Source organism: Telluria aromaticivorans (assembly GCF_013003915.1).
Lineage (GTDB): Bacteria > Pseudomonadota > Gammaproteobacteria > Burkholderiales > Burkholderiaceae_D > Telluria > Telluria aromaticivorans.
In genome coordinates this window covers 185,213-205,980 of record NZ_JABAIV010000006.1, presented here as the reverse complement: position 1 = coordinate 205,980, position 20,768 = coordinate 185,213, and the positions used below count along the sequence as shown (strand labels likewise).

Sequence of the window (20,768 nt, the reverse complement as noted above, 5' to 3'; positions counted from 1 at the left end):
CAGCTTGATGCATCAGCAGTGAACGGAGCAGGCACATGCCTACCGAAAATCCCTTGCCCCTGCATATGCCGCGTGCCAGCACGCGATATTATCGGCATCGATTGCCGGTACGAATCAGTCACTGGATTAATCTTCTCTGCCTGATCGTCCTGTTAATGAGCGGCCTGGGGATATTCAATGCCCATCCCACGCTTTACTGGGGCGCGTCTTCTTATTCAAACGAGCCGGCGTTTCTCGAAATTAGGTCGGAGACCGTGCTTGCCGCTACTGACGGTCAGGCGCCGGGAGGCGAAGCGAAACCAACACAATCTGGTGAGAAGCGCGGGAGACTGCGTATCGGTGGAGTTGAATTTGACACGACGGGCGTATTGGGTGTGTCGACTTCAGCCAGCGGCACGCACAACGAACGTGCATTCCCATCATGGCTGACCATTCCAGGCGCCTACTCACTCGCGGATTCGCGCCTGTGGCATTTCTTTTTTGCCTGGCTGTTCGTCCTGAACGGCTTCTTCTACATCGCATACACGCTGCTAAGCGGCCATCTTCGGCGCGACTTGTTGCCTGACGGGCGGGACCTGCGAGGCATCGGCGCCTCGATCATCGAGCATCTGCGCTTCAAGCACCCGGAAGGTGAGGCTGCGCGGCGTTACAACGTATTGCAAAAGCTGGCATATCTCATCGTTATTTTCATCCTGCTGCCCCTGATCGTCGTGACGGGCATGGCGATGTCACCGATGCTCAATAGCCTGATGACCGGATGGGTGGATCTGTTTGGCGGGCGGCAGTCAGCACGCTCGATTCATTTCATCGTCGCCTGCTTGTTGCTTTCTTTCGTACTGATTCATGTTTTCGAAGTGATGGTCAGCGGTCTCTGGAATCATTTGCGTTCAATGATCACTGGGTATTACGCTATCCAATCCAACCCTGAAAAAGAGCCTTCCTCATGAACTCCGACCACTCGAACCGGCGCCGCTTCCTGCGTCGCTCGCTGGGGGCCATGGCGACACTGTTCGTCGCCGGATGCGACCGGCTCAACGAAACAACTTGGTTCCCAAGAATCCTGAGTAGCTCCGAGGATTTCAGCAGGGGCGTTCATAAGGCCCTCATCCCGCGAAAATCGATGGCGCAAGAATTTACTGAAGCCGATCTATCGCCGTATTTCCGCAGCAATGGCACCGCCAGCCCAGAAAGCCGGCTGTACCAGGCACTAGCCACCGATCAATTTGCCAACTGGGCATTAAGAGTAGACGGGCTAGTAGCCGAAACAAAAAATTTTTCGCTGGCGCAGCTGCGGGCACTGCCAAGCCGTACCCAAATCACCCGCCATGACTGCGTGGAGGGGTGGAGCGCGATCGGAAAATGGAAAGGGACCCCTTTGGCCGAGGTGTTGCACGCGGTACAGCCGACGCCAGCGGCGCGCTTTGCCGTATTTCACTGCGCCGATCCCATGGAAAGCGATGGCACTAGCCTGTATTACGAAAGCATCGATATGGACGATGCTTATCATCCCCAAACCATCCTGGCTTACGAACTCAACGGCAATCCCTTGCCCATTCCGAACGGAGCACCGCTCAGGCTGCGAGTGGAAAGGCAATTAGGGTATAAACATGCGAAATACCTGATGCGGATTGAACTGGTGAGCAGCCTTGAAAATGTCTATGGTGGAAAAGGAGGCTACTGGGAAGACAGCAATGGATATCAGTGGTATGCGGGGATCTGAGCCGAAGACCTGAGGGAAACGCCAAATGACCATAAATCCAATGACGGCCTTCGTATTTGCTGGCGGCGGAAGCTTGGCCGCGGTGCAAGTTGGCATGCTCCATGAGCTAGTCGCGCACGACGTGCATCCGGATATTGTCATTGGAGCCTCAGCTGGAGCGATCAATGCTGCGTTTTTTGCCCAAGCGCCGAGCGGTTCTGGCGTTTTGAGGTTGGAGCAGCTGTGGAGTGAGGTGCGACGCAACGAGATCATGCCATTGACAATGCGCTCAATGCTCTCCATGTTAGTTTTCCGGCGTCCATCGTTAGTGAGTGTTTCGGGCATTCGGAGACTGCTGGAAGCGAACCTGAACTATGGTTTGATTGAAAACACGGTCCTGCCATTGCATATCGTGGCAACCGACAATTTGTCAGGAGGCGAGGTCGTGCTCTCGCGCGGGCCGGTGGTTGAAGCCGTGATGGCGAGTGCTGCGATTCCGGGAATATTTCCGCCGGTAACAGTGAACGGACGCGATCTGGTCGATGGCGGCGTAGCGAACAACACGCCCATTTCTGTTGCGATTGATTTGGGCGCGAAGCGAATCGTCGTGCTGCCGACCGGTTTTGCTTGTGCACTTCAACGGCCGCCGGTAACCCTGATCGCGCAGGTGCTGCATGCTCTGAGCTTGCTCATCGCGCGCCAGCTCGTAGCTGACCTGCAACGCTATGCATCGGCGGCACAATTGATTGTCGTTCCGCCGCTTTGCCCACTGGACGTTTCTCCCTACGATTACAGCGCGTGTGGCACCTTAATCTCGCGTGCGAAAGCCAGTACCAAAACCTGGCTTATGGCGAATGGCATGCAGCAGCCCGCAATTCCGATGCAACTGCTTGAACATCATCACTGAGAGCGAATATATACAAGCGAACGCTTTCGCAACTGTCAGTCGGCGGATGCATAGCATTACCCAGACGCTGCTTTTGAAGGATTTTTTTTCCAGCCCGAGTTTCTGCACATTTCGCCAAATAACCGTATTCCCACTATTGTCGACCAGGCGCCGGCGGAAGGTGACGCGCCGATTTACGTGTTCGAGTCGGGCGCCATCTTGCTGCACCTGGCTTAAAAGAGAGGGCAACTTTTGCCACAAGACCTGCGCGGCGCACCCTTGCCCTGCAATGGCTGTTCTGGCAGATGGACGGGCTGGGCCAATGGCGGGACAGAACCACCACTTCACCCAATACGTGCCGGAAACTATCGCGTAGGCCATAGAACGCTACGTCAAGGAAACGGCGCGCCTCTATGCGGTGCTCAACAAGCACCTGGCGGACGGGCGCACATATATTGCGGGCGAGTACTCGGTCGCGGACATCGCCTGCTATCCCTGGATCGTACGCACGAACACCAGCGCTAGGACCTGCAGGACTTTCCGCACTTGGCCGCCTGGTTCGAACGTGTGCGGCAGCGCCCGGCGACCGTGCGTGCCTATGCGATTGCAGCGCAGGTCAACAGCGAACCGGTAGTCGATGAGGCGTCCAAACGCATTAGCGATGGTCGGACTGCAGGTGGCTCCACCCGGATATAGACCGGAGCCGAGGACTACGAATCCTAGAAACGACAACGCCCACTTCGATGAGTGGGCGTTGCGTGAACGATGTTCTTGGTGGCCCGGGGCGGAATCGAACCACCGACACAAGGATTTTCAATCCTCTGCTCTACCAACTGAGCTACCAGGCCAAGGGCTCGCATTCTAGCATACGCGGGAGCCCGACGGTAGTGTTCCGCCAAAAGGCGGGCTTCGTACGCGATCCTGGCCTCATTGCGCCTGTTTCGTCGGCACCAGGCGGTTCATGTCCAGCCCCTGGGCGGACAGCCGGCCCAGCAGGGCGTCATAGGCCGCCGGGTCGACCCTGGGCGTGCGCGACAGGATCCACAGGTATTCGCGCTTCGGTTCGCTGACCGCCACCAGCTGGTAATTGGGATCGAGGTCGATCACCCAGTAGTCGCCCCAGACCATCGGCAAGAAGGAGAGGATGGCCGGTGCGAAACGCACTTCCAGCTTCGGCGAGCTCGGGCCTTCCGGCTGGCGCGCGATGCCGGTGGCGACATTGTCATTGCCGTCCGCGAGGCGGCAGCGGTTGACCACGTCGACCCGGCGGTCGGCACGGGCGCTGTAGGTGGCAGTCGTGAAGCCAACGCATTTCTTCTGGAAGCGGTTGGGGAACTTGGCGATCTCGTACCAGGTGCCGAGGTAGCGCTTGACGTCGAGCGACGGGATGGTGGCGAGTGGGGCGGCATTGGCCGCATCGCCCGCTGCCGGGCCTGCGGCGTGGACGTTGAAGGCAAACAGCAGGGCCAGCGGCGCCAGCAGGGTGGTTTTCATGCGCACTCCGGGAATGGTCGAGCGCCCATGGTAGCCAGCCGGCGCGTCCTGCGCCGCACGGCTGGCTTGCATCTCAAAACTCAGGTCCGCGCGGCGGCGCGCTCGGCATGCTGGCGCTCAAGCTCCAGGCGCGCCGCCTTGCGGCCCTTGGCTTCCTCGAAGCGGCGCTCTTCTTCGGGCGTCGACGGCGCCAGTTGCGGCACCGCCACCGGCTTGCGGTCGTCGCCGACCGCGACCATCGTGAAGAAGCAGCTGTTCACATGGCGCACCGCCTGCGAACGGATGTCCTCGGCGATCACCTTGATGCCGATCTCCATCGAGCTACGGCCGGCGTAGTTCACCGAGGCCAGAAAAGTCACCAGCTCGCCGACGTGGATCGGCTGGCGAAAGCTCACCTGGTCGACGCTCATCGTCACCACGTAGCGGCCGGCATAGCGGCTGGCGCAGGCATAGGCTACCTGGTCGAGCAGCTTGAGGATGGTGCCGCCGTGGACGTTACCAGAAAAATTCGCCGTGTCCGGCGTCATCAGGACCGTCATCGACAGCTGGTGGGAAGGCAGGTTCATACGGGACTCGCTTCAGGGCAAAGTCCTATGGTGCTTCAGAAATGCGCGGCAGGCAATGCCGACAAGGTGGAGAGGACAGGGCCGCGTTGGCGCGGCCCTGGTGGCGCTCAGAATTCTTCCCAGGCTTCCTCGGCGCTGGACTTGCTCGAGGCAGCTGCTGCGGCACGACGCTCGGCGGGTTTGGCCCGCTTGGCTGGAGCGGCCGGCACCTCGCGCTTGGCGGCGTGGTCGGCCTTGGGAGCCGCCTTGGCGGCCGGCTTGGCCTCCATCTTTGCATCGGTCCTTGCGTTGCCCGGGGCCGCTGCGCCAGCCTTGGCGAGGGGCGCTCCCTTCAGGCGCGCTGCGGCGCGTGCCGGCTTGTCCGCCAGCTTGAAGACGGAGACCAGCTGCGCCAGGCGGGCCGCCTGGTCCTTCATCGACTCGGTGGCGGCGGCCGATTCTTCCACCAGCGTCGCATTCTGCTGGGTCACGCTGTCCATGTCCGCTACTGCCCCGTGCACCTGCTGGATGCCCCTGGCTTGGTCATGGCTCGAGTGGACGATCTCGCCCATGATCGCGGTCACGCGCCCGATGCTCTCGACGATGCCGGTCATGGTGGTGCCGGCGCGGCCGGCCAGGTCGGCGCCGCTCGACACGCGGCGGGTCGAGTCGTCGATCAGCTCCTTGATTTCCTTGGCCGCCGCCGCCGAGCGCTGCGCCAGCGAGCGCACTTCGCCCGCCACCACCGCAAAGCCGCGCCCCTGCTCGCCGGCGCGCGCCGCTTCCACCGCCGCATTCAGCGCCAGGATATTGGTCTGGAAGGCGATGCCGTCGATCACGCCGATGATGTCGACAATGCGCGCCGAGGATTCGTTGATCGCGCCCATGGTGTCGACCAGCTGGCCCACCATGTCGCCGCCCTGCTGGGCCACTTTCGACGCCGCCAGCGCCAGCCCATTCGCTTCTTCGGCATTGGAGGCGCTGTGCTCGACTGCATGCGCCAGTTCGTTCATCGACGACGCGGTCTGTTCCAGCGTGGCGGCCTGGCTCTCGGTGCGGCGCGACAGGTCCTGCGCTTCGCTCGCCATCGCATCCACCGACGAGGCGATGGTGACCGTGCCTTCGCCTACCTTGCCGACGATGTCCGCCAGGCTGTCGCGCATGCGCTGCAGGGCATGCAGCAGGCTGGATTCGTCGCCCTGGCGCAAAGTGACCCGCACGTCCAGGTTGCCGGCGGCGATTTCGTTGGCGATGCGCGCCGCCTCCGCCGGTTCACCGCCGAGGCGGCGGAACAGGGAGCGCGCGAACAGGGCGGAAGCGGCCAGGCTGCCCGCCAGTGTCAGCCCGCACAGGAGCACCAGCATGCCGGTGCTGTCGCCGGCGCTCTCGAGCACGTCGCGGGCAGCGGCATCGATGGTGGTGTGCTGCAGCGCCTGCAGTTCCGACACCTTGGCCAGGTATTCCCGGGTGCTCGGCAGGAACTCGCGTTCGTACACCGTCATCGCCTGCTCGGCGCTGCCGCCCGACTTGAGCTGCATCACGCGGTCGCGGCTTGCGAGGTAGTGGCCGCGCGCCTCGACGGCGGCATCGAACAGCGCTTTTTCCTGCGCCGTATCGAGCAGTCCGCCCACCTTGTTTTGCAGGACGCTGGTGCGCTGGCTCGATTCAGTGCTCTCGAGCGCAAACACCTTGGCCAGCTCCAGGTCGGTGGAGCGCGCCACCGCAGAGGTGCGCTTGGCCGACACGGACAGGTTGAGCAGCCATTGCGAAATCAGGCGCTCCTTGACCAGCGGACGCTGGGTCAGCGCTTCGGTTTCCTGCGACAGCACCTGCAGGCGCCAGATCGCGATGGCGGTGGACAGGAAGGAGATGACGATCACGAACGCGAAGGCGATGCGCAGTTGGGCACGGACATGGGACGCTGCTTTGAACACGGTGGCTCCTGGGTCGTGGCGGGGCATGCGGGGTGCGGCAAGCGATGCCCGAGAATGAACAGTCGGCCGGATGGGTGCTGCAAGGCCTGAATGTTCCGCAAAACTATTAACGTAGAGCAAAATGCAGACCCGGGGCCAGCGGTTGGATCAAACCGCCGGCGAATGCTTCATGACGATTTACATATATCTAAGTGTGATTTGAATCGTTCCCCTGCCTGGGTGGATCGGGTAGGCTCGGCACATGAACAGCGATTTCCCTCCCTCCAGCGGCTCCGTGCAATGGCACCTGGGCCCGATCATCGACGCACTGCGCACCTCGCGCGAGTCGACCCACAACATCCGCCACCAGGGACGCGTGCGCGAGCTGCCTTCGCGCGACGTCCTGACGCAGGTGGTGAACGGCGTCTCGGCGGCGCTGTTCCCGACCCATTACGGGCGGCCCGACCTGAATGACGAGAGCATCGATTATTTTGTCGGCGACACGCTCAACGTTACGCTCGACCGGCTGGTGGAGCAGGTACGCCGCGCGCTACGCTTCTCTCCCCAGCTGGAGGAGGACGACGAGGCGCTGCTGGCAAACCGCGCGCGCGCCATCACGCACGAGTTCGCAGCCAGCCTGCCGGCACTCCGCGCGCTGCTGGTGTCGGACGTGCAGGCCGCGCTGGCCGGCGACCCCGCGGCCAGTTCGGTAGCCGAGATCATGCTGTGCTACCCCGGCACCATCGCGATCCTCTACCACCGGCTGGCGCATTGCCTGCACCGCCTCGGCGTGCCCTTCCTGGCGCGCCTGGTCGCCGACATCGGCCATTCGCTGACCGGCATCGACATCCACCCGGCAGCCACCATCGGCGGCAGCTTCTTCATCGACCACGGCACCGGCGTCGTCATCGGCGAGACCGCGATCCTGGGCGAGCGCGTGCGCCTGTACCAGGCGGTGACGCTGGGCGCCAAGCGCTTCCCGGTGGATGCCAATGGCGCGCTGGTCAAAGGAGCGCCGCGCCACCCGATCGTCGAGGACGACGTCGTCATCTATGCCGGCGCCACCATCCTGGGGCGCATTACCGTGGGCGCCGGCTCGACCATCGGCGGCAATGTCTGGCTGACCCAGAGCGTGCCGCCGGGCAGCAACGTCTCGCAGGCCCAGTCGCGTAATACCTGACGCAATAACGCACCCGCGGGGCGCACCGTCCGCCGCGGGCGCTTTGCTATCATGGCGCGATGTCACTCCTCCTCGTCCCCGGCTATATGCTCGATGAGACGCTCTGGGACGACGTCGCTGGCCGGCTCGACAAGTTCGGGCCGCTGGTGCACGCCGACCTGCGTCACGATGCCACCATCGAAGCGATGGCCAGCCGCGCGCTCGCCAACGCGCCCTGCAATTTCATCCTGGTCGGCTTTTCCATGGGCGGCTATGTCGCGCGCGAGATCGTGCGCATGGCGCCCGGCCGCGTGCAGGCGCTGGTGCTGATCGCTACCTCGACCCGTCCCGACTCGCCGGCGCTGCGGCAAAGCCGCGGCACGGTCGGCAAGGCGGCGGCCTCGGTATCGTTCTCGGGATTGAGCCGCACCGCGATCGCCACCGCGCTGCACCCGCAGGAGCGCGGCAACGAGGTGCTGATCGAACGCGTGCGCGCCATGGGCGTGCGCCTGGGCGGCGAGGTGTTCCGCCGGCAGTCGGCACTGGAGCGCGCCGGCGACCGCGGCCGCCTGCACGAGATCCGCTGCCCGACCCTGGTCATCGCGGCAGGGCAGGACCGGCTGCGCAGCCGCGAGGAATCCGAAGAGCTCCACGCCGGCATCCCTGGTGCGGAGTATGTCGTGATCGAGGAGAGCGGCCACATGCTGCCGCTCGAGGCGCCCGAGGCGCTGCTTGCGGCCGTGCTGCCATGGCTGGAACGGGTGGCACCAGTCTAAGGTCGATCTGGCAGACTCCAAGTTTGGAACAGTGGAAGTTCGTAGGGTGGTCGGCTCTGCCGACCGCGCGTTCGATTAGATCGTGCATCGCCGTAGTGCATGCCAAAGTTGAACGCGCGGTCGGGGAGACCCGACCACCCTACGACGGCCGCATGATGGAGTAGTGCCTCGATGCTTATTCAGATAGACTTTAGGGCGCCTGCCGGTGCTGTCATGGACCAGGCCCGCAGGCCGCGGATCGCTTCTTCCTTGAGCTTGGCCTCGATCTCGATATACGGCGCGCTGAGGTAAGACGAGGGCATGTCGGCGATGAGGTCGGAATGCTGGCGGTCGTTGAAGCCCTCGCGGCCGTTCGAGATGTGGACCAGCTGGTGGGCCGGATTGGCCCAGGTCTCGCGCGCCTTGAGCAGCATGGCGCCGACGCTGGGGTCTTCGTAGCTGGACAGTTTCGCGTGCACGATGTGGTGGTGGGCGTCGAATACCATCGGCACCCCGCTGCGCATGCAGATCTCGTAGATATCCTCGGCGCCGTAGGCGTATTCGTCGTTTTCCAGTCCCAGGCGGCAGCGAATGCCATCGGGCAGGGTGGCGATGCGTTCCACCAGGGCGTCTGCCCGGTTGCCCTTGCCGCCATGCACCTCAAGCAAGGCCCACGGCGAGCGCGGCTGTTCGAGCAAGTCCATGATTTCGGCGTGCATCTGCAGGATCTTGATGCTGTTCGCCACCACCCCTTCCGAATCCGAACTGAGCACGACGAACTGGTCCGGATGCATCACCAGCCGCATGCCGCGTTCGGTCGCGCGCCGGCCCGAGCGTCCCAGCGTGGCGGCAAACGGCGCCAGCACCTCGCGCCCGATGGCTTCGTCGGCAAAGGGAAAGATCGACGAGGGAATGCGGTACAGCCCGATCCCTTCGGCTTCGCAATACCGCATGGCGTTGTCGAAGGTCTGGATATTGTCGCGGTAGATATCTTCGAGAATCCGGCGTTGCCCCTCATCGGATTGTTCGAGCAGGCGCTTGCGCGTCACCGTGCGGTAACGGACGTCTTTCGAGGCGGTGATGCAAACGAGGCCGAGATGAGGTGGCATGGAGGCTGTCGCGCTGGGCGATCGATAAGCGTTGGCTGGATTGACCCGCGCGTACCGGAGGGCCGCGCTCGTCTTTTGCCGGTCAAGTCTATCCCAAGCGACTGTTTCGGGCGGCACCGCAGGCCCGCCTGCCTGCGGCCTCCTGGTGTCCCGGCTTCGTCCCGGCATCAGCCTGGGCGGCCGAACACTTGCGTCCAGTAGATGATGCCTGCACGGTGCTCGCTCGCCATGCCGTAGGCGGCGCCCATCTCGGTAAAACCGGGGTTCATGATGTTGGCGCAATGGCCCGGGCTTTCCAGCCAGCCGGCCATGGCTTCCTCGGGCGAGCGCTGGCCGAACGCAATGTTCTCGCCCACGCGCTGCCAGTGGTAGCCTGCGCGCCGGGCACGCTCGGCGGCCGTGCTGCCATCCTTGGCCTTGTGGCTGAAATAGCGCCGCGCCGCCATGTCCTGGCTGTGCGCCAGGGCAGCCTGGCCCAGTTCCGCGTCCCATCTGACCGGCGCCGCCGGCGGGTAGGCTTGCGACCCGCAGGTGCGCCCGCTGGCCCGCGCCGCATTGACCCTGGCCAGGATTTCCTGGCCGGCATCGCGCCAGTCCGGATAGGTGGCGGAGGGCAGCGGTGGCGACGGGCGGGCGAGCAGGACCGTCCAGGCATTGCCGTCGCGGTAGCTGCCGACCGCGGAGAAGCGGGGGTTGAGCAAGGTCTTGCAGTATTTTTCCTGCAGGACGGTCATCGCATCGACCGCATTCTGCGGGCCCGTCACGCTGATGGTCTCGGCATGGTCGGCCGCGTAGCCGGCGCGTTCGAGGGCCGTCTCGATGAAGGTGGCGGGACCGATGCGCACGCGTGCCAGCGCCGGGTGCGCCGTGAGCGCATCCACCGATGCTACGGCGCGGCCGTTGCAGGCGCCGGGCGCCGCGCGGTAGGCATTGATCAGGGTGGTCAAACCTTCGGCACCGTCGGCCGGCGATGGCGCGGCGGCGGCCTGGCCGGGCCAGCACACCGCCAGTGCCAGCAGGAGCGGCAGGGCGCCCGGCCGGAGGGCGAAGGAAAGGGCTGCCAGGGTCGGGATAGGCGGGTGCAAGATGGTCTTCCTCGTCGCGCAGGGCGCGGTCATGCAGTGGTATCGGTTACCGCCGGCACAGCCGCGCCGGCATGACAAAGCTGAATTGACAAGAGATAAACTCGGGCAACAATGCAAAAACGCCGACCGGAAGGTCAGCGTTTTCATGGCCGGACAGGCGAGTAGCTCCCTGTGCGTTAGATTCCACTATAGCAGCCGGCCCCGTGCCGGGAAAGCGCTTGTCTGTAACAAGGCGCTACAGCCACAAGGACGCACGGCCCGCGCCATGGCCGGCTGCTGCGCGGTCCGAACTTGTCTCGTGAGCTGGCAAGCGCTCGCTGTTACAGGCGCGCCAGCGGCGGCCCGCCCGGTTCGCCCAGCCAGGTCGTCTCGAAGCGCTTCTGCGCCGCAGCCAGCGCGGGCGCATCGCCGCGCTTCTGGTAGACCTCGATCAGGCCGCGCAAGGCCCAGCCATTGCTCGGGATGCGTGCGAGTGAATCGCGGAACACCTGTTCGGCTGCATCGAGCTGGCCGGAGCGCAGCAGCGCCGCACCCAGCGACTGGCGTACCGGGTAATACCAGTGGGGCGGCTCCATATAGGGCAGCTTGTCTTGAACGGCAATGGCCTCGCGGTAGGCGGCGATCGCCTCGGGTAGCTTGCCTTGCGCATCGGCCAGCCGCCCGCGCGCAACGGCGCGTGCCGTCTGGACGACCTCGCGCGCCGGGATGCCCCAGTCCGCAATCGGCTTGAAATCGGCGGTCTTTTCGAGCCGGTCGAGGGCGGCGACTTCGCGATTACCCTCAAGCAGCATGCCCTTGCGAGCAAACCCGACCGCGCGGGCGTAATGCCACATTGCCTTCACCAGCACGAAATCGGGACCGGGGTCGGGCAAGGCCACCAGCACCTCCGGCGAGCTGAACTGCACGTGCGAGAAATAGGGCGCTGCCTTGACCGGCTGCAGGCTGGCGAATTCCTTCAGCACCTCGGCGGGGATCGACTTGTCCAGCTTGCCGGCGGCCTCGAGCGCCGTGCGACCGTCACCGCCCATCAGGGCCGAGACCATCACGAAGTGGATGTTGTGCGGATAGTAGGCGCCGCGGTAGACCGGGTCGCTGGGCGAGCGGCTGAAGTATTGCTCGTCGATCGCGATGGCGTCGAGATTGGATTGCAGGGCATCGCGGTACATGCCCAGCCGGTAATAGATATGCGAGGGCATGTGGACGATATGGCCTGCGCCCGGTATCTGCCGCGCCAGCACCTTGGCCGCCGGCAGTGCCCGCTCCGGATGCGTGGAGGCTTCCATGGCATGGATGTAGTAATGAGCCGCGCCCGGATGGCTGGGATTGCGCTCCAGCACCCGCTCCAGTGCGGCGATCATCTCGGCGGTACGGTTTTTCGGCTCCGCCCCGCCGGCCTGCCAGTAATCCCAGGGCGAGAGGTCCATCAGCGATTCCGCGAACAGCACCTGGATGGTGTCGTGGTTCGGGAAGGCGCGCGCGGCCTCGGCCATGGCGTCCGCATAGGCCTTGTCGAGCGCGGAACGGTCTTGCGGCGGCTCGGGCAGGTAGCGCCTGGCGACGGCGCGGATCACGGCCTGCTCGTGCGGCGTGGTCTTGCCGGCCAGGGACACGGCCTTGGCTGCCGCCGCGGCCGCCGGTGCCGCTGCCGTGGGGAACATGGGCGCATTGATGTTCGGGCCCAGCACCAGTGCTTCGCCCCAGTAGCACATGGCGCAGTTGGGATCGAAGCCTTGTGCGGCGCGGAAGGCGCGTGCCGCCTCGGCATGGTTGAAGGCAAAGGTCAGGCGCATGCCCTGGTTGAAATAGGCCTGCGCCTTGGGATTGCTGGTGGTAATCGGGACGTGCAGGGTGCCGAGGTTGTCGTACAGGGGCGGCATGGCGCTGTCGCCCGGTGCCGGCTTTTGCTGGCCCGGCTTGAATGGTGCCGTTTCCGCCTGTGCCAGCACGAGGCGGTCGAGCAAGGGCGGACGGCCTGCGCGCGCCGGCGTGCAGCTGGCCCCGCCGGCGAACAGCGGATCGAAGGTGGGCTGCGCCGCCCTGGGTGCGTCCTGTGCCGACGAGACCGCGGCAAGCGTGGCCGCGCCCGCCAGTGCCAGGGCGCCGGCCGCCGTAAAGATATGTGCTGTTTTCATCGCTGTCCTCCCGCTCGCGACAAGGGCGTGCCAGGCCCGGATGCATCGGTGGCATCCGGGTTGGAGTCAATGGGAGGGCGGGGAGTTCGAAAAGACCGGGAAAAAGACCCCGGCTCCAGTAATCTGCTTGAGTTAGATCAGACCTTCCTGACAAATTCCGTCTTGAGGCTCATGGCGCCGAAGCCCTCGATCTTGCAGTCGATGTCGTGGTCGCTGTCGACCAGCCGGATGTTCTTGACCTTGGTTCCCTGCTTGATGACGCCGCCCGAGCCCTTCGGTTTCAGGTCCTTGATGACGGTGACGGTGTCGCCATCCTGCAAGATCGTGCCCGATGCGTCGCGGTAGACCCGGGCAGCGTCTGCAGCGACGCCCGCGACTGGCCATTCATGGGCGCATTCCGGACAGGCGTATTGACCCGAGCCATCCTCGTAGGTATAGGTGGACTGGCATTGCGGGCAGGGAGGCAGGGCGCTCATGGTGATGGTCGGCGTAAGGGAAACGGAGATTGTCGCACCCCGGACTTCGCGCAGCAACCACTGGGGCATCCCGCACGGCGGGCATCCCAGCCGCGCGAACTGGCCACATGCCGGATTTTTTCGCAACAGGCCCATAAGAATTGCACATGAGACACCAATTCTTGTGTATGGTTGACGTTGAAGAACGGTATTTACCGCAACGATGAACGCTGACGAGAACATGATGAGCGACGTGCCACTCTATAAAAACAAGGTACTGTTCCTGTCTCAAAACTTTTTCATCAAGGACAACCGGTCCGAGTTGCTGCTATGCGCGCACAAATACGATTTCGACATCCTCTTCTTTAGCGAGGTCAGCAATTTCGTGGCCGCGGTCGAAGCCGATGGGTGCCACAGCCTGTACGTGATCGACCTGGATGCCTTGCACAATATGCAGGCAGACATGCAGGACAGCCGCAAGACCCTGATGCTCGGCGAATTGCTGCAGCGCCTGCCGTGCAAACACAGCTATGTTTACCTGCAGAGTGCGCGCCAGGGGAGCCGTTTCTTGTTGCAACAACGCCTGGTGGACAGCAATTGCCTGGCCTATGCTGAAAAACCGATCGCCAACGACGTGCTGGTCGACAAGCTGTTCAACCTGTTCGTCCAGCAAAAGCGCGGCGACCTGGTGCGGCTGATCTACCTGGGCGAGCTGGCCGGGCTGGACCCGGCGGCCCTGCTGGACGAGCGCATCGAGCTGACCCACCACCTCGACGCCCAGACCCTGCACCTGCGGGTCAAGGAGCTCCAGCCCGACATCGTGCTCATCACCGACGCCGAATACGCGCGCACCGAGTCGCTGGTGCGGGTGCTCAGGAAGAACATGGAAGCGGACCCGGTGCGCGAAATCGCGCTGCTGCAGCGCCAGCCGGATCCGGCGCTGACCCGGCGCGCGCTGGCCAGCGGCTTCGACGCGATCGTGCCGGTGGCCGATGCCGATTTGCTGGCGGCCCAGCTCGTCAACCGGGCCAGCAAGATCCGCATTGGCCGCGACCTGATCGGCAAGGACCGCGCAACCGGCCTGCTCAACAAGGTCGGCCTGCAGAAAAAGGCCCAGGACCTGATCCGGCGCGCGGGACTGGAAGGGTGCCAGCTTGCGTTCGGCGTCATCGATATCGACAAGTTCAAGACCATCAACGATACCTGGGGCCATTACTTCGGCGACATCGTCATCAAGCGCCTCTCGCTGACCCTGGCTTCGCAGGTTGGCGAATCGGACCTGCTCAGCCGTTTCGGCGGCGAAGAATTCGTGGTCGTGTTCTGGGATTGCACGCTCGAGCAAGGATGGGCCAGGCTGGATGCGATGCGCCAGGCGTTCTGCGCCATTCCGTTCGAGGTCGGCGCCGGCGACTTCCGCCATTTCTCCTTCAGCGGCGGGGTCGCGGCCTATCCCGAATACAAGAGCGAGAACGAATTGTTCCTGCGCGCGGACGCGATGCTGTACGAAGCGAAAGAGGGCGGGCGCAACCAGATCTGCGCGGCCTCATCGGGCCAGCGCCGCAGCGCCGCGCATTGAGGTTTTCCTTCCGGCGCTTGCCCCAAAAAAAACGCCAACCGTATCGGTTGGCGCTGGTGATGGGGCAATAGGCCTTATTCAGCCTTCGCCGCCTGTGCATGCAACTGCTCGCGCAGCTGTTGCGCGTTGGAGTGGGTATAGTCCTTGTTGAACTCGGACTTGATCAGCCCTTTGACTTGCGCATCCAGATGCGGGCGCAGGGTTCCGAGGAACTCAGGCGAGGCGGCAATGATCAAGCTCTGGAAGCGGCCGTCCTGGTGCCCCTTCAGCAGGAAATTAGAGATGTCCCTGGCGAACAGTTCGGCCTGGTGCTGGTCCGGCGTCTGTGCAGGCTGGTACAGTTTATTCGGCGCCCCTGCCTTGGCGTTGTGGGCCATGCCCGCGCCCTCGTTGCCGCCGATGCTGTGGCGGCTGCTCGACGCAGCGGTGGGGCTGAGCTTATCGGTTTCAGTGTCCTGGGTGCGCAGCTGCGCCCCTGGACTGACCATGTCTTCGATTTCCTGCAACGGCTTGGCCGGGTCAGACTCCGAGAAGAACCGTGCACGGCCTGCATTGGCCGAAAGAATCCAGGTTGTTGGCATGCTACCCCCTGTCAATATATGGATTATTGGTGTGTTCGTTCCGCGGCAAGCAGGTGCGCAACAGCCGGGAACGACGTAAGCGCTATGGACCAGCGATCGCCAGCCATCCGGCCCCATGACAGGGCCAGTGCATGTCGATCAGGCTACAACCGAGTATAGCCCCGGCTCCAGAAACCCGGCGCACCAACGCCGCGCTAACGTGCGCATGGATGAGCGGACGGTTCCGGGCAGGCACCGGGGGCGGCGATCTTTTTCGCTTCCCGTGAGTCTAATCGTGGTTTCAACCGCCGGGACTTCCCGAGGAGACCTGTCATGAACCAACCCACCCCCTCCACACCGGCGCCGGACCAGGCGCCCGGCCTTCCCACCCCCGACTTCGCAGCGATCAAGCAGCGCCAGCAGGCCACCTGGGCCAGCGGCGACTTCGCCATCATCGGGGTGACGCTGCAGATCGTCGGTGAGTCGCTCGCCGAGGCTGCCGACATCCACGCCGGCGAGCGCGTCATCGACATCGCCGCGGGCAACGGCAATGCCACGCTCGCGGCGGCGCGCCGCTTTGCCCACGTGACCTCCACCGACTATGTTCCCGCGCTGCTGGAAAAAGGCCGCGCCCGCGCCGCGGCCGAGGGCCTGGCCGTCGATTTCCGCGAAGCCGACGCCGAGGCGCTGCCCTTCCACGACGGCAGTTTCGACGTTGCGCTATCGACCTTCGGCATCATGTTCGCGCCGGACCACGCCCGTTCTGCCAGCGAGATGATGCGGGTGGTGCGGCCGGGCGGCCGGATCGGTATCGCCAACTGGACCCCGGACGGTTTCATCGGCACCCTGTTCAAGACGGTCGGCAAGTACGTGCCGCCACCGGCCGGCCTGACCCCGCCGCCGCGCTGGGGAACCGAAGACTACCTGCGCCAGCTGTTCGGCAGTAGTGCTGCGAGTATCCGTGCCGAGCGCAAGATGTTCAACATGCGCTACGGTTCCACCGCGCACTGGCTGCAAGTGTTCCGCGATTACTACGGGCCGGTGCACAAGGCCTTCAATGCGCTCGACCCGGCGGGACAACAGGCACTCCAGGGCGAGATCGTGGCCTTGCTCGAGCGCTTCAATGTCTCGGGCGACGACTCGCTGGTGGTGCCTTGCGAATACCTGGAGGCGGTCATCATCAAGCGTCCACCTGACGTGCTGCACTGACCGTGCTGCACTGACAAGGGAAGCACAGTGCCGACCGGGGCAAGCGTCCCGGCCGGCCGTGCGCGCGTTCAATGGGGTAGCTGTGCCCCCTTCGAGGCCGCTGCCGGTTGAGCGCCCGTGTCGGCGCCGAATGCCTTTTCGGCGGTCGTGGGGTCATAAATGGTTTCGAAGCTGGCCACCTTGCCGTCGCGTAGCGTGATCACGTGCGTCCATGGCACGTCGTAGCTGTGTCCGGTCGCCTTGACCAGCCAGCTTGCCTCGCCAATGACGACCACCTTGTCGCCCTCGGCGATGCAATCCCTGACCTCGAACCGGGTGGCCTGCGAAGACTCGCCCAGCTTCTGGAAGAACTGCGCGATGCCGGCCTTGCCATGGTAGGTGCCGGCGAAGGGCACGATGTCCGAATCGGGGCCGATCCACTCGGCATCGTCGCGATACCGCTCCAGCAGGCTTGGTATGTCCCCCTTCTTGAACAACTCATACGCTTCCATGACGAGGCGTTTGTTTTCTTGAATAGTCATGACATCTCCTCGATGAGTCGGCTTGAGCACCAGGCCGGGCGGCCATGGCGCCGCACGCCGATGTCTTCAGCCTAGCGTCGCGCGCGCGGAAATCAAGCAGGGTCCTGGGTCGTCCATCGCATGGTGCACGCCTGCCGATTGGCTGTCTTGCAAGGCGGCAGTACAATCGAACGCATCCATCCGAGAAAAGGCTGCCCATGCGTTCGTTCGCCGTGATCCCGTCCATTGTCCTGTCGCTCGCCGCCGTCCCCGGCGTGCATGCGCAAACCGAAGTGAAGATCGGCACCGCCTCGCCGCTCTCCGGTACCGGCGCCCACCAGGGCAAGGACATCGAATACGGCGCCCGCATGGCCATCGACGAGCTCAATGCCAAGGGCGTGGCGATCGGTGGGCGCAAGCTCAAGTGGATCCTGCAGGCTGAGGACGACGGCGCCGACCCGAAGACCGGAACGGCCGTCGCGCAGAAACTGGTCGATGCACGCGTCGCCGGCGTGGTCGGCCACCTTAACTCGGGCACGACCGTGCCGGCGTCGAAGATCTATGCCAGTGCCGGCATCCCGCAGATTTCGCCGGCCGCCACGACCCCGCTGTACACCCAGCAGGGCTACAAGACCGCGTTCCGGGTCGTGGCGAACGACAACCTGATCGGCCGCACGCTGGCGGCCTATTCCATCAATACCCTCAAGGCGAAAAAGATCGCCGTCATCGACGACCGCACCGCCTTCGGCCAGGGGCTGGCAGACCAGTTCGCGAAGGAAGTACGGCGCCTGGGCGGAGCGACCGTGGTCAGCCGCCAGTTCACCAACGACAAGGCCACCGACTTCAACGCCATCCTGACCCAGATCCGTGGCCACAAGCCGGACGTGATCTTCTATGGCGGCATGGATGCCGTGGCCGGCCCGATGCTCAAGCAGATGAAGACCCTGGGGCTGCAGGCCAGGCTGGTCGCCGGCGACGGGGTGTGCTCGGAAAAACTGCCGTTGCTGGCCGGCGACGCGCTCGGCGACGACAAGGTGTTCTGCGTGGTGGCGGGCGGCGTCACCGGCGCGCAGGAGGCAGGCTTTACCGCTTTCACGGAACGCTACCGCGAGCGCTTCAAGTTGCCGGTTGAGACCTACGCACCGTATGCCTACGATGCGGTGATGGTGTTCGCCGCCGCCATGCAGAAGGCGCAATCGAGCGATCCGGCGAAATTCCTGCCGGTGCTGGCGGGCATCCGGCACGAGGGCGTCACCGGCACCATTGCCTTCGACCCCAAAGGCGACCTGCGCGATGCCGCGATGACGCTGTACACCTACCGCAAGGGCAAGAAGGCCAAACTGCAGGTGGTGCGCGAGAAGTAGGGCAGCACCAGCAGCGGTATCACTCGGCGCCACCTGCGGGTGGCGTTTTCTTTGCCCAAATGCCGCCGCGCCGGCCCAGCACATTTTGCATAGCGCCTGTATTGACGGGGGTTCTGGCACAACATGCTACTAAAATGCGCTTGGCATAGCTCATCGGGTTCGATTAGCATCGACCGGTTCCCAACAATACGGAGAGAGACATGAAGCGCAGCTTGTGCAGTAGTTTGGTGGCGGGCCTGTTCGCAGCCCAATGCGTGGCCCACGCCGGCGGGCATGACGGCGCACATGGCACGGCGCCATCGGCGGCTAGCGCAGGCGCGGCATCCGGTATCGAGGTCGCGGCGATGGACCGCGCCGTGCGCCCACAGGACGACTTCTTCCGCTACACCCAGGGTACATGGCTCAAGGACGTGGACATCCCGGCGGACCGTTCGAGCTGGGGCGCCTTCAATATCGCCCAGGACCGGGTCGAGCAGCAGATCCGCACCATCATCGAGGGCGCCGCCGCGGCGAAGAACGCGCCGGCCGGCTCCGACGCGCAGAAGATGGGCGACTTCTACACCAGCTACGTGGACGAAGCGCGCCGCAATGCACTGGGCCTGGCCCCCTTGAAAGGTGAGCTGGCGCGCGTGGCCGCGCTGAAGGACAAGCGCGCGCTGGCTTCCCTGATGGCGCGCTTTGCGCGCATCGGCGCCGACGCACCGCTCGACATGTACGTCGGCCAGGACAACAAGGAATCGACCCGCTATATCGTCGGCATTTCGCAGTCGGGCCTCGGCATGCCCGACCGCGACTATTACCTGTCGCTTGATGACGCGCGCCTGAAGGACATCCGCGCCAAATACGAGGCGCACATCGAGAAGATGCTGGCGCTGGCCGGCCACCGGGATGCGGCGGCCAAGGCCCAGCAGATCGTGACCCTGGAAACCGAGATCGCCCGCGTGCAGTGGACCAAGGTCGAGAACCGCGATCCGGTCAAGCGCTACAACAAGATGACTGTGGCCGAACTGGGTAAGCTGACTCCCGGCTTCGACTGGAAGACTTACCTGCAAGGCACCGGCGCCGGCAAGGCCGGGTCGGTGATCGTCAACCAGCCTTCCTATCTCGCCGCCCTGGACAAGCTGATCGCCGCCACGCCCCTCGAAGTGTGGAAGCCCTATTTCGAGTTCCGCCTGCTGAGCGCCTACGCGCCTTACCTGTCGCAGCCCTTCGTGGACGAGGGCTTCGCCTTCCGCGGCACCGTGCTGTCCGGCGCCAAGGAGAACCGCCCGCTGGACAAGCGCGCGGTCGCCGAGATCAACCGCAACCTGAGCGAAGTGGTCGGCAAGGCCTATGTGGCCCAGCACTTCCCGGCCGAGCGCAGGCAGCAGGTCCAGGACATGGCGAAGAACTTCATCACCGCCTTCGGTGAAGGCATCGAACTGCTGGACTGGATGTCGCCGGAGACCAAGAAGCAGGCGCAGGTCAAGCTCTCGAAGATCAAGGTCAAGATCGGCTACCCGAACAAGTGGCGCGATTACGCCAGGCTGAGGGTCGTGCGCGGCGACCTGGTTGGCAACGTGATGCGCTCGCGGGAATTCAGCCACGAGTACAACGTGGGTCGCCTCGGCAAGCCGGTCGACCGCAGCGCCTGGAGCATGTCGCCGCAGACCGTGAACGCCTATTACAGCCCGACCCTGAACGAGGTCGTGTTCCCGGCGGCGCGCCTGCAGTATCCGCTGTACGACGCCGACGCCGAGCCGGCAGTGAACTACGGCTCGGTCGGCATCTCGATCGGCCACGAGATCAGCCACGCATTTGATGACAAGGGTTCGCAGTTCGACGGCGACGGCAACCTGCGTAACTGGTGGACCAGGGAAGATGCGGAGAAATTCGCAGCGCGCGGCAAGGTGCTGGTCGCGCAATACGGCGCCTACAGCCCGCTGCCCGGCTACACGGTAAATGGCGACCTGACCCTGGGCGAGAACATCGCCGACAACGCCGGCGCCATCATGGCCAGCCGCGCCTATAAGATCTATCTGAAGGGCAAGCCGGGGCCGGTGATCGACGGTTTCAGCGCCGAGCAGCGTTTGTTCATGGGCTTGTCCCAGGCCCGCAAGGGCAAGGCGCGCGATGCGGCACTGGTGGCCCAGGTCAAGTCGGACCCGCACTCGCCGGCGGAATTCCGCGTCAACGGCAGCCTGCGCAACCATCCGGGCTTCTATGAAGCCTTCGAGGTCAAGCCGGGCGACAAGATGTACCTGGCGCCGCAGGAGCGCGTGATTTTCTGGTAATCCAGCCCTCGAGCTAAAGAAAACGCCACCCTCGGGTGGCGTTGTTCGTTATGG

At 64.2% G+C, this 20,768-nt stretch carries 18 protein-coding genes, 1 tRNA gene and 1 pseudogene; 10 read left to right on the top strand and 10 right to left on the bottom strand.

The window, feature by feature from the left end:
- Positions 1 to 35 precede the first annotated feature (35 nt).
- The 4 genes and pseudogenes from HGB41_RS17275 to HGB41_RS17260 form a co-directional block, all read left to right on the top strand.
- Complete coding sequence (locus HGB41_RS17275) at positions 36 to 947, top strand: cytochrome b/b6 domain-containing protein (protein ID WP_212760997.1); 912 nt, start codon at positions 36 to 38, stop codon at positions 945 to 947.
- On the top strand, positions 944 to 1,720 hold the full coding sequence (locus tag HGB41_RS17270) for a molybdopterin-binding protein (RefSeq protein ID WP_171086679.1): 777 nt from the start codon (positions 944 to 946) through the stop codon (positions 1,718 to 1,720). The genes HGB41_RS17275 and HGB41_RS17270 overlap by 4 nt, the downstream gene beginning before the upstream one ends.
- A gap of 25 nt (positions 1,721 to 1,745) precedes the next feature.
- Positions 1,746 to 2,606: a patatin-like phospholipase family protein gene (locus tag HGB41_RS17265; RefSeq protein WP_171086677.1), complete on the top strand. Its 861-nt coding sequence runs from the start codon at positions 1,746 to 1,748 to the stop codon at positions 2,604 to 2,606.
- Positions 2,607 to 2,693: 87 nt separating this feature from the next.
- Positions 2,694 to 3,281 (top strand): annotated as a pseudogene (locus tag HGB41_RS17260) (glutathione binding-like protein); the annotation flags it as partial.
- Positions 3,282 to 3,357: 76 nt separating this feature from the next.
- On the opposite strand, the gene HGB41_RS17255 reads toward HGB41_RS17260, so the two are convergent.
- From HGB41_RS17255 to HGB41_RS23875, 4 genes are all read right to left on the bottom strand, one after another.
- Positions 3,358 to 3,433 (bottom strand) — tRNA-Phe (locus HGB41_RS17255).
- Between the two features lie 79 nt (positions 3,434 to 3,512).
- The gene (locus HGB41_RS17250; RefSeq protein WP_229423088.1) at positions 3,513 to 4,151 is read right to left on the bottom strand and encodes a lipocalin family protein; all 639 of its coding nucleotides are present in this window, start codon (positions 4,149 to 4,151) and stop codon (positions 3,513 to 3,515) included.
- Positions 4,152 to 4,159: 8 nt separating this feature from the next.
- Complete coding sequence (locus HGB41_RS17245) at positions 4,160 to 4,645, bottom strand: acyl-CoA thioesterase (protein WP_171086675.1); 486 nt, start codon at positions 4,643 to 4,645, stop codon at positions 4,160 to 4,162.
- Between the two features lie 107 nt (positions 4,646 to 4,752).
- Positions 4,753 to 6,558 carry a methyl-accepting chemotaxis protein gene (locus HGB41_RS23875; protein WP_371868540.1) on the bottom strand — a complete coding sequence of 602 codons (1,806 nt, stop codon included), beginning with the start codon at positions 6,556 to 6,558 and terminating at the stop codon, positions 4,753 to 4,755.
- A 241-nt stretch (positions 6,559 to 6,799) separates the two neighbouring features.
- Here HGB41_RS23875 and epsC point away from each other — a divergent pair, with 241 nt between their 5' ends.
- Complete coding sequence (gene epsC / locus HGB41_RS17235; RefSeq protein ID WP_171086671.1) at positions 6,800 to 7,717, top strand: serine O-acetyltransferase EpsC; 918 nt, start codon at positions 6,800 to 6,802, stop codon at positions 7,715 to 7,717.
- Between the two features lie 59 nt (positions 7,718 to 7,776).
- Positions 7,777 to 8,472, top strand: a complete 696-nt coding sequence (locus HGB41_RS17230; protein ID WP_171086669.1) for an alpha/beta fold hydrolase — start codon at positions 7,777 to 7,779, stop codon at positions 8,470 to 8,472.
- Positions 8,473 to 8,651: 179 nt separating this feature from the next.
- Here the strand turns inward: HGB41_RS17230 and uvsE are convergent, their stop codons facing one another.
- The 4 genes from uvsE to HGB41_RS17210 all read right to left on the bottom strand — a co-directional run bounded on the left by uvsE (position 8,652) and on the right by HGB41_RS17210 (position 13,253).
- Entirely contained in the window at positions 8,652 to 9,560 is a 909-nt protein-coding gene (uvsE, locus tag HGB41_RS17225; RefSeq protein ID WP_171086667.1) for a UV DNA damage repair endonuclease UvsE, read from the bottom strand.
- 167 nt (positions 9,561 to 9,727) lie between these two features.
- Positions 9,728 to 10,645 (bottom strand): CAP domain-containing protein, encoded by a 918-nt coding sequence (locus HGB41_RS17220; RefSeq protein ID WP_229423087.1) that lies wholly within the window; start codon positions 10,643 to 10,645, stop codon positions 9,728 to 9,730.
- A gap of 320 nt (positions 10,646 to 10,965) precedes the next feature.
- Positions 10,966 to 12,777 carry a hypothetical protein gene (locus HGB41_RS17215; RefSeq protein WP_229423086.1) on the bottom strand — a complete coding sequence of 604 codons (1,812 nt, stop codon included), beginning with the start codon at positions 12,775 to 12,777 and terminating at the stop codon, positions 10,966 to 10,968.
- A gap of 137 nt (positions 12,778 to 12,914) precedes the next feature.
- Complete coding sequence (locus HGB41_RS17210; RefSeq protein WP_171086663.1) at positions 12,915 to 13,253, bottom strand: zinc ribbon domain-containing protein YjdM; 339 nt, start codon at positions 13,251 to 13,253, stop codon at positions 12,915 to 12,917.
- Between the two features lie 223 nt (positions 13,254 to 13,476).
- On the opposite strand from HGB41_RS17210, the gene HGB41_RS17205 reads away from it, so the two are divergent.
- Positions 13,477 to 14,808 (top strand): GGDEF domain-containing protein, encoded by a 1,332-nt coding sequence (locus HGB41_RS17205; RefSeq protein ID WP_229423085.1) that lies wholly within the window; start codon positions 13,477 to 13,479, stop codon positions 14,806 to 14,808.
- Positions 14,809 to 14,882: 74 nt separating this feature from the next.
- Here HGB41_RS17205 and HGB41_RS17200 read toward each other — a convergent pair whose 3' ends face one another.
- Positions 14,883 to 15,389 carry a host attachment protein gene (locus HGB41_RS17200; protein WP_171086659.1) on the bottom strand — a complete coding sequence of 169 codons (507 nt, stop codon included), beginning with the start codon at positions 15,387 to 15,389 and terminating at the stop codon, positions 14,883 to 14,885.
- Between the two features lie 312 nt (positions 15,390 to 15,701).
- Here HGB41_RS17200 and HGB41_RS17195 point away from each other — a divergent pair, with 312 nt between their 5' ends.
- Complete coding sequence (locus HGB41_RS17195) at positions 15,702 to 16,577, top strand: class I SAM-dependent methyltransferase (RefSeq protein ID WP_171086657.1); 876 nt, start codon at positions 15,702 to 15,704, stop codon at positions 16,575 to 16,577.
- 68 nt (positions 16,578 to 16,645) lie between these two features.
- Here the strand turns inward: HGB41_RS17195 and HGB41_RS17190 are convergent, their stop codons facing one another.
- On the bottom strand, positions 16,646 to 17,098 hold the full coding sequence (locus tag HGB41_RS17190) for a nuclear transport factor 2 family protein (RefSeq protein ID WP_171086655.1): 453 nt from the start codon (positions 17,096 to 17,098) through the stop codon (positions 16,646 to 16,648).
- Positions 17,099 to 17,295: 197 nt separating this feature from the next.
- On the opposite strand from HGB41_RS17190, the gene HGB41_RS17185 reads away from it, so the two are divergent.
- Positions 17,296 to 18,441 (top strand): branched-chain amino acid ABC transporter substrate-binding protein, encoded by a 1,146-nt coding sequence (locus HGB41_RS17185; protein ID WP_171086654.1) that lies wholly within the window; start codon positions 17,296 to 17,298, stop codon positions 18,439 to 18,441.
- Positions 18,442 to 18,641: 200 nt separating this feature from the next.
- Positions 18,642 to 20,714 (top strand): M13 family metallopeptidase, encoded by a 2,073-nt coding sequence (locus HGB41_RS17180; RefSeq protein ID WP_171086652.1) that lies wholly within the window; start codon positions 18,642 to 18,644, stop codon positions 20,712 to 20,714.
- Positions 20,715 to 20,768: the final 54 nt, after the last annotated feature.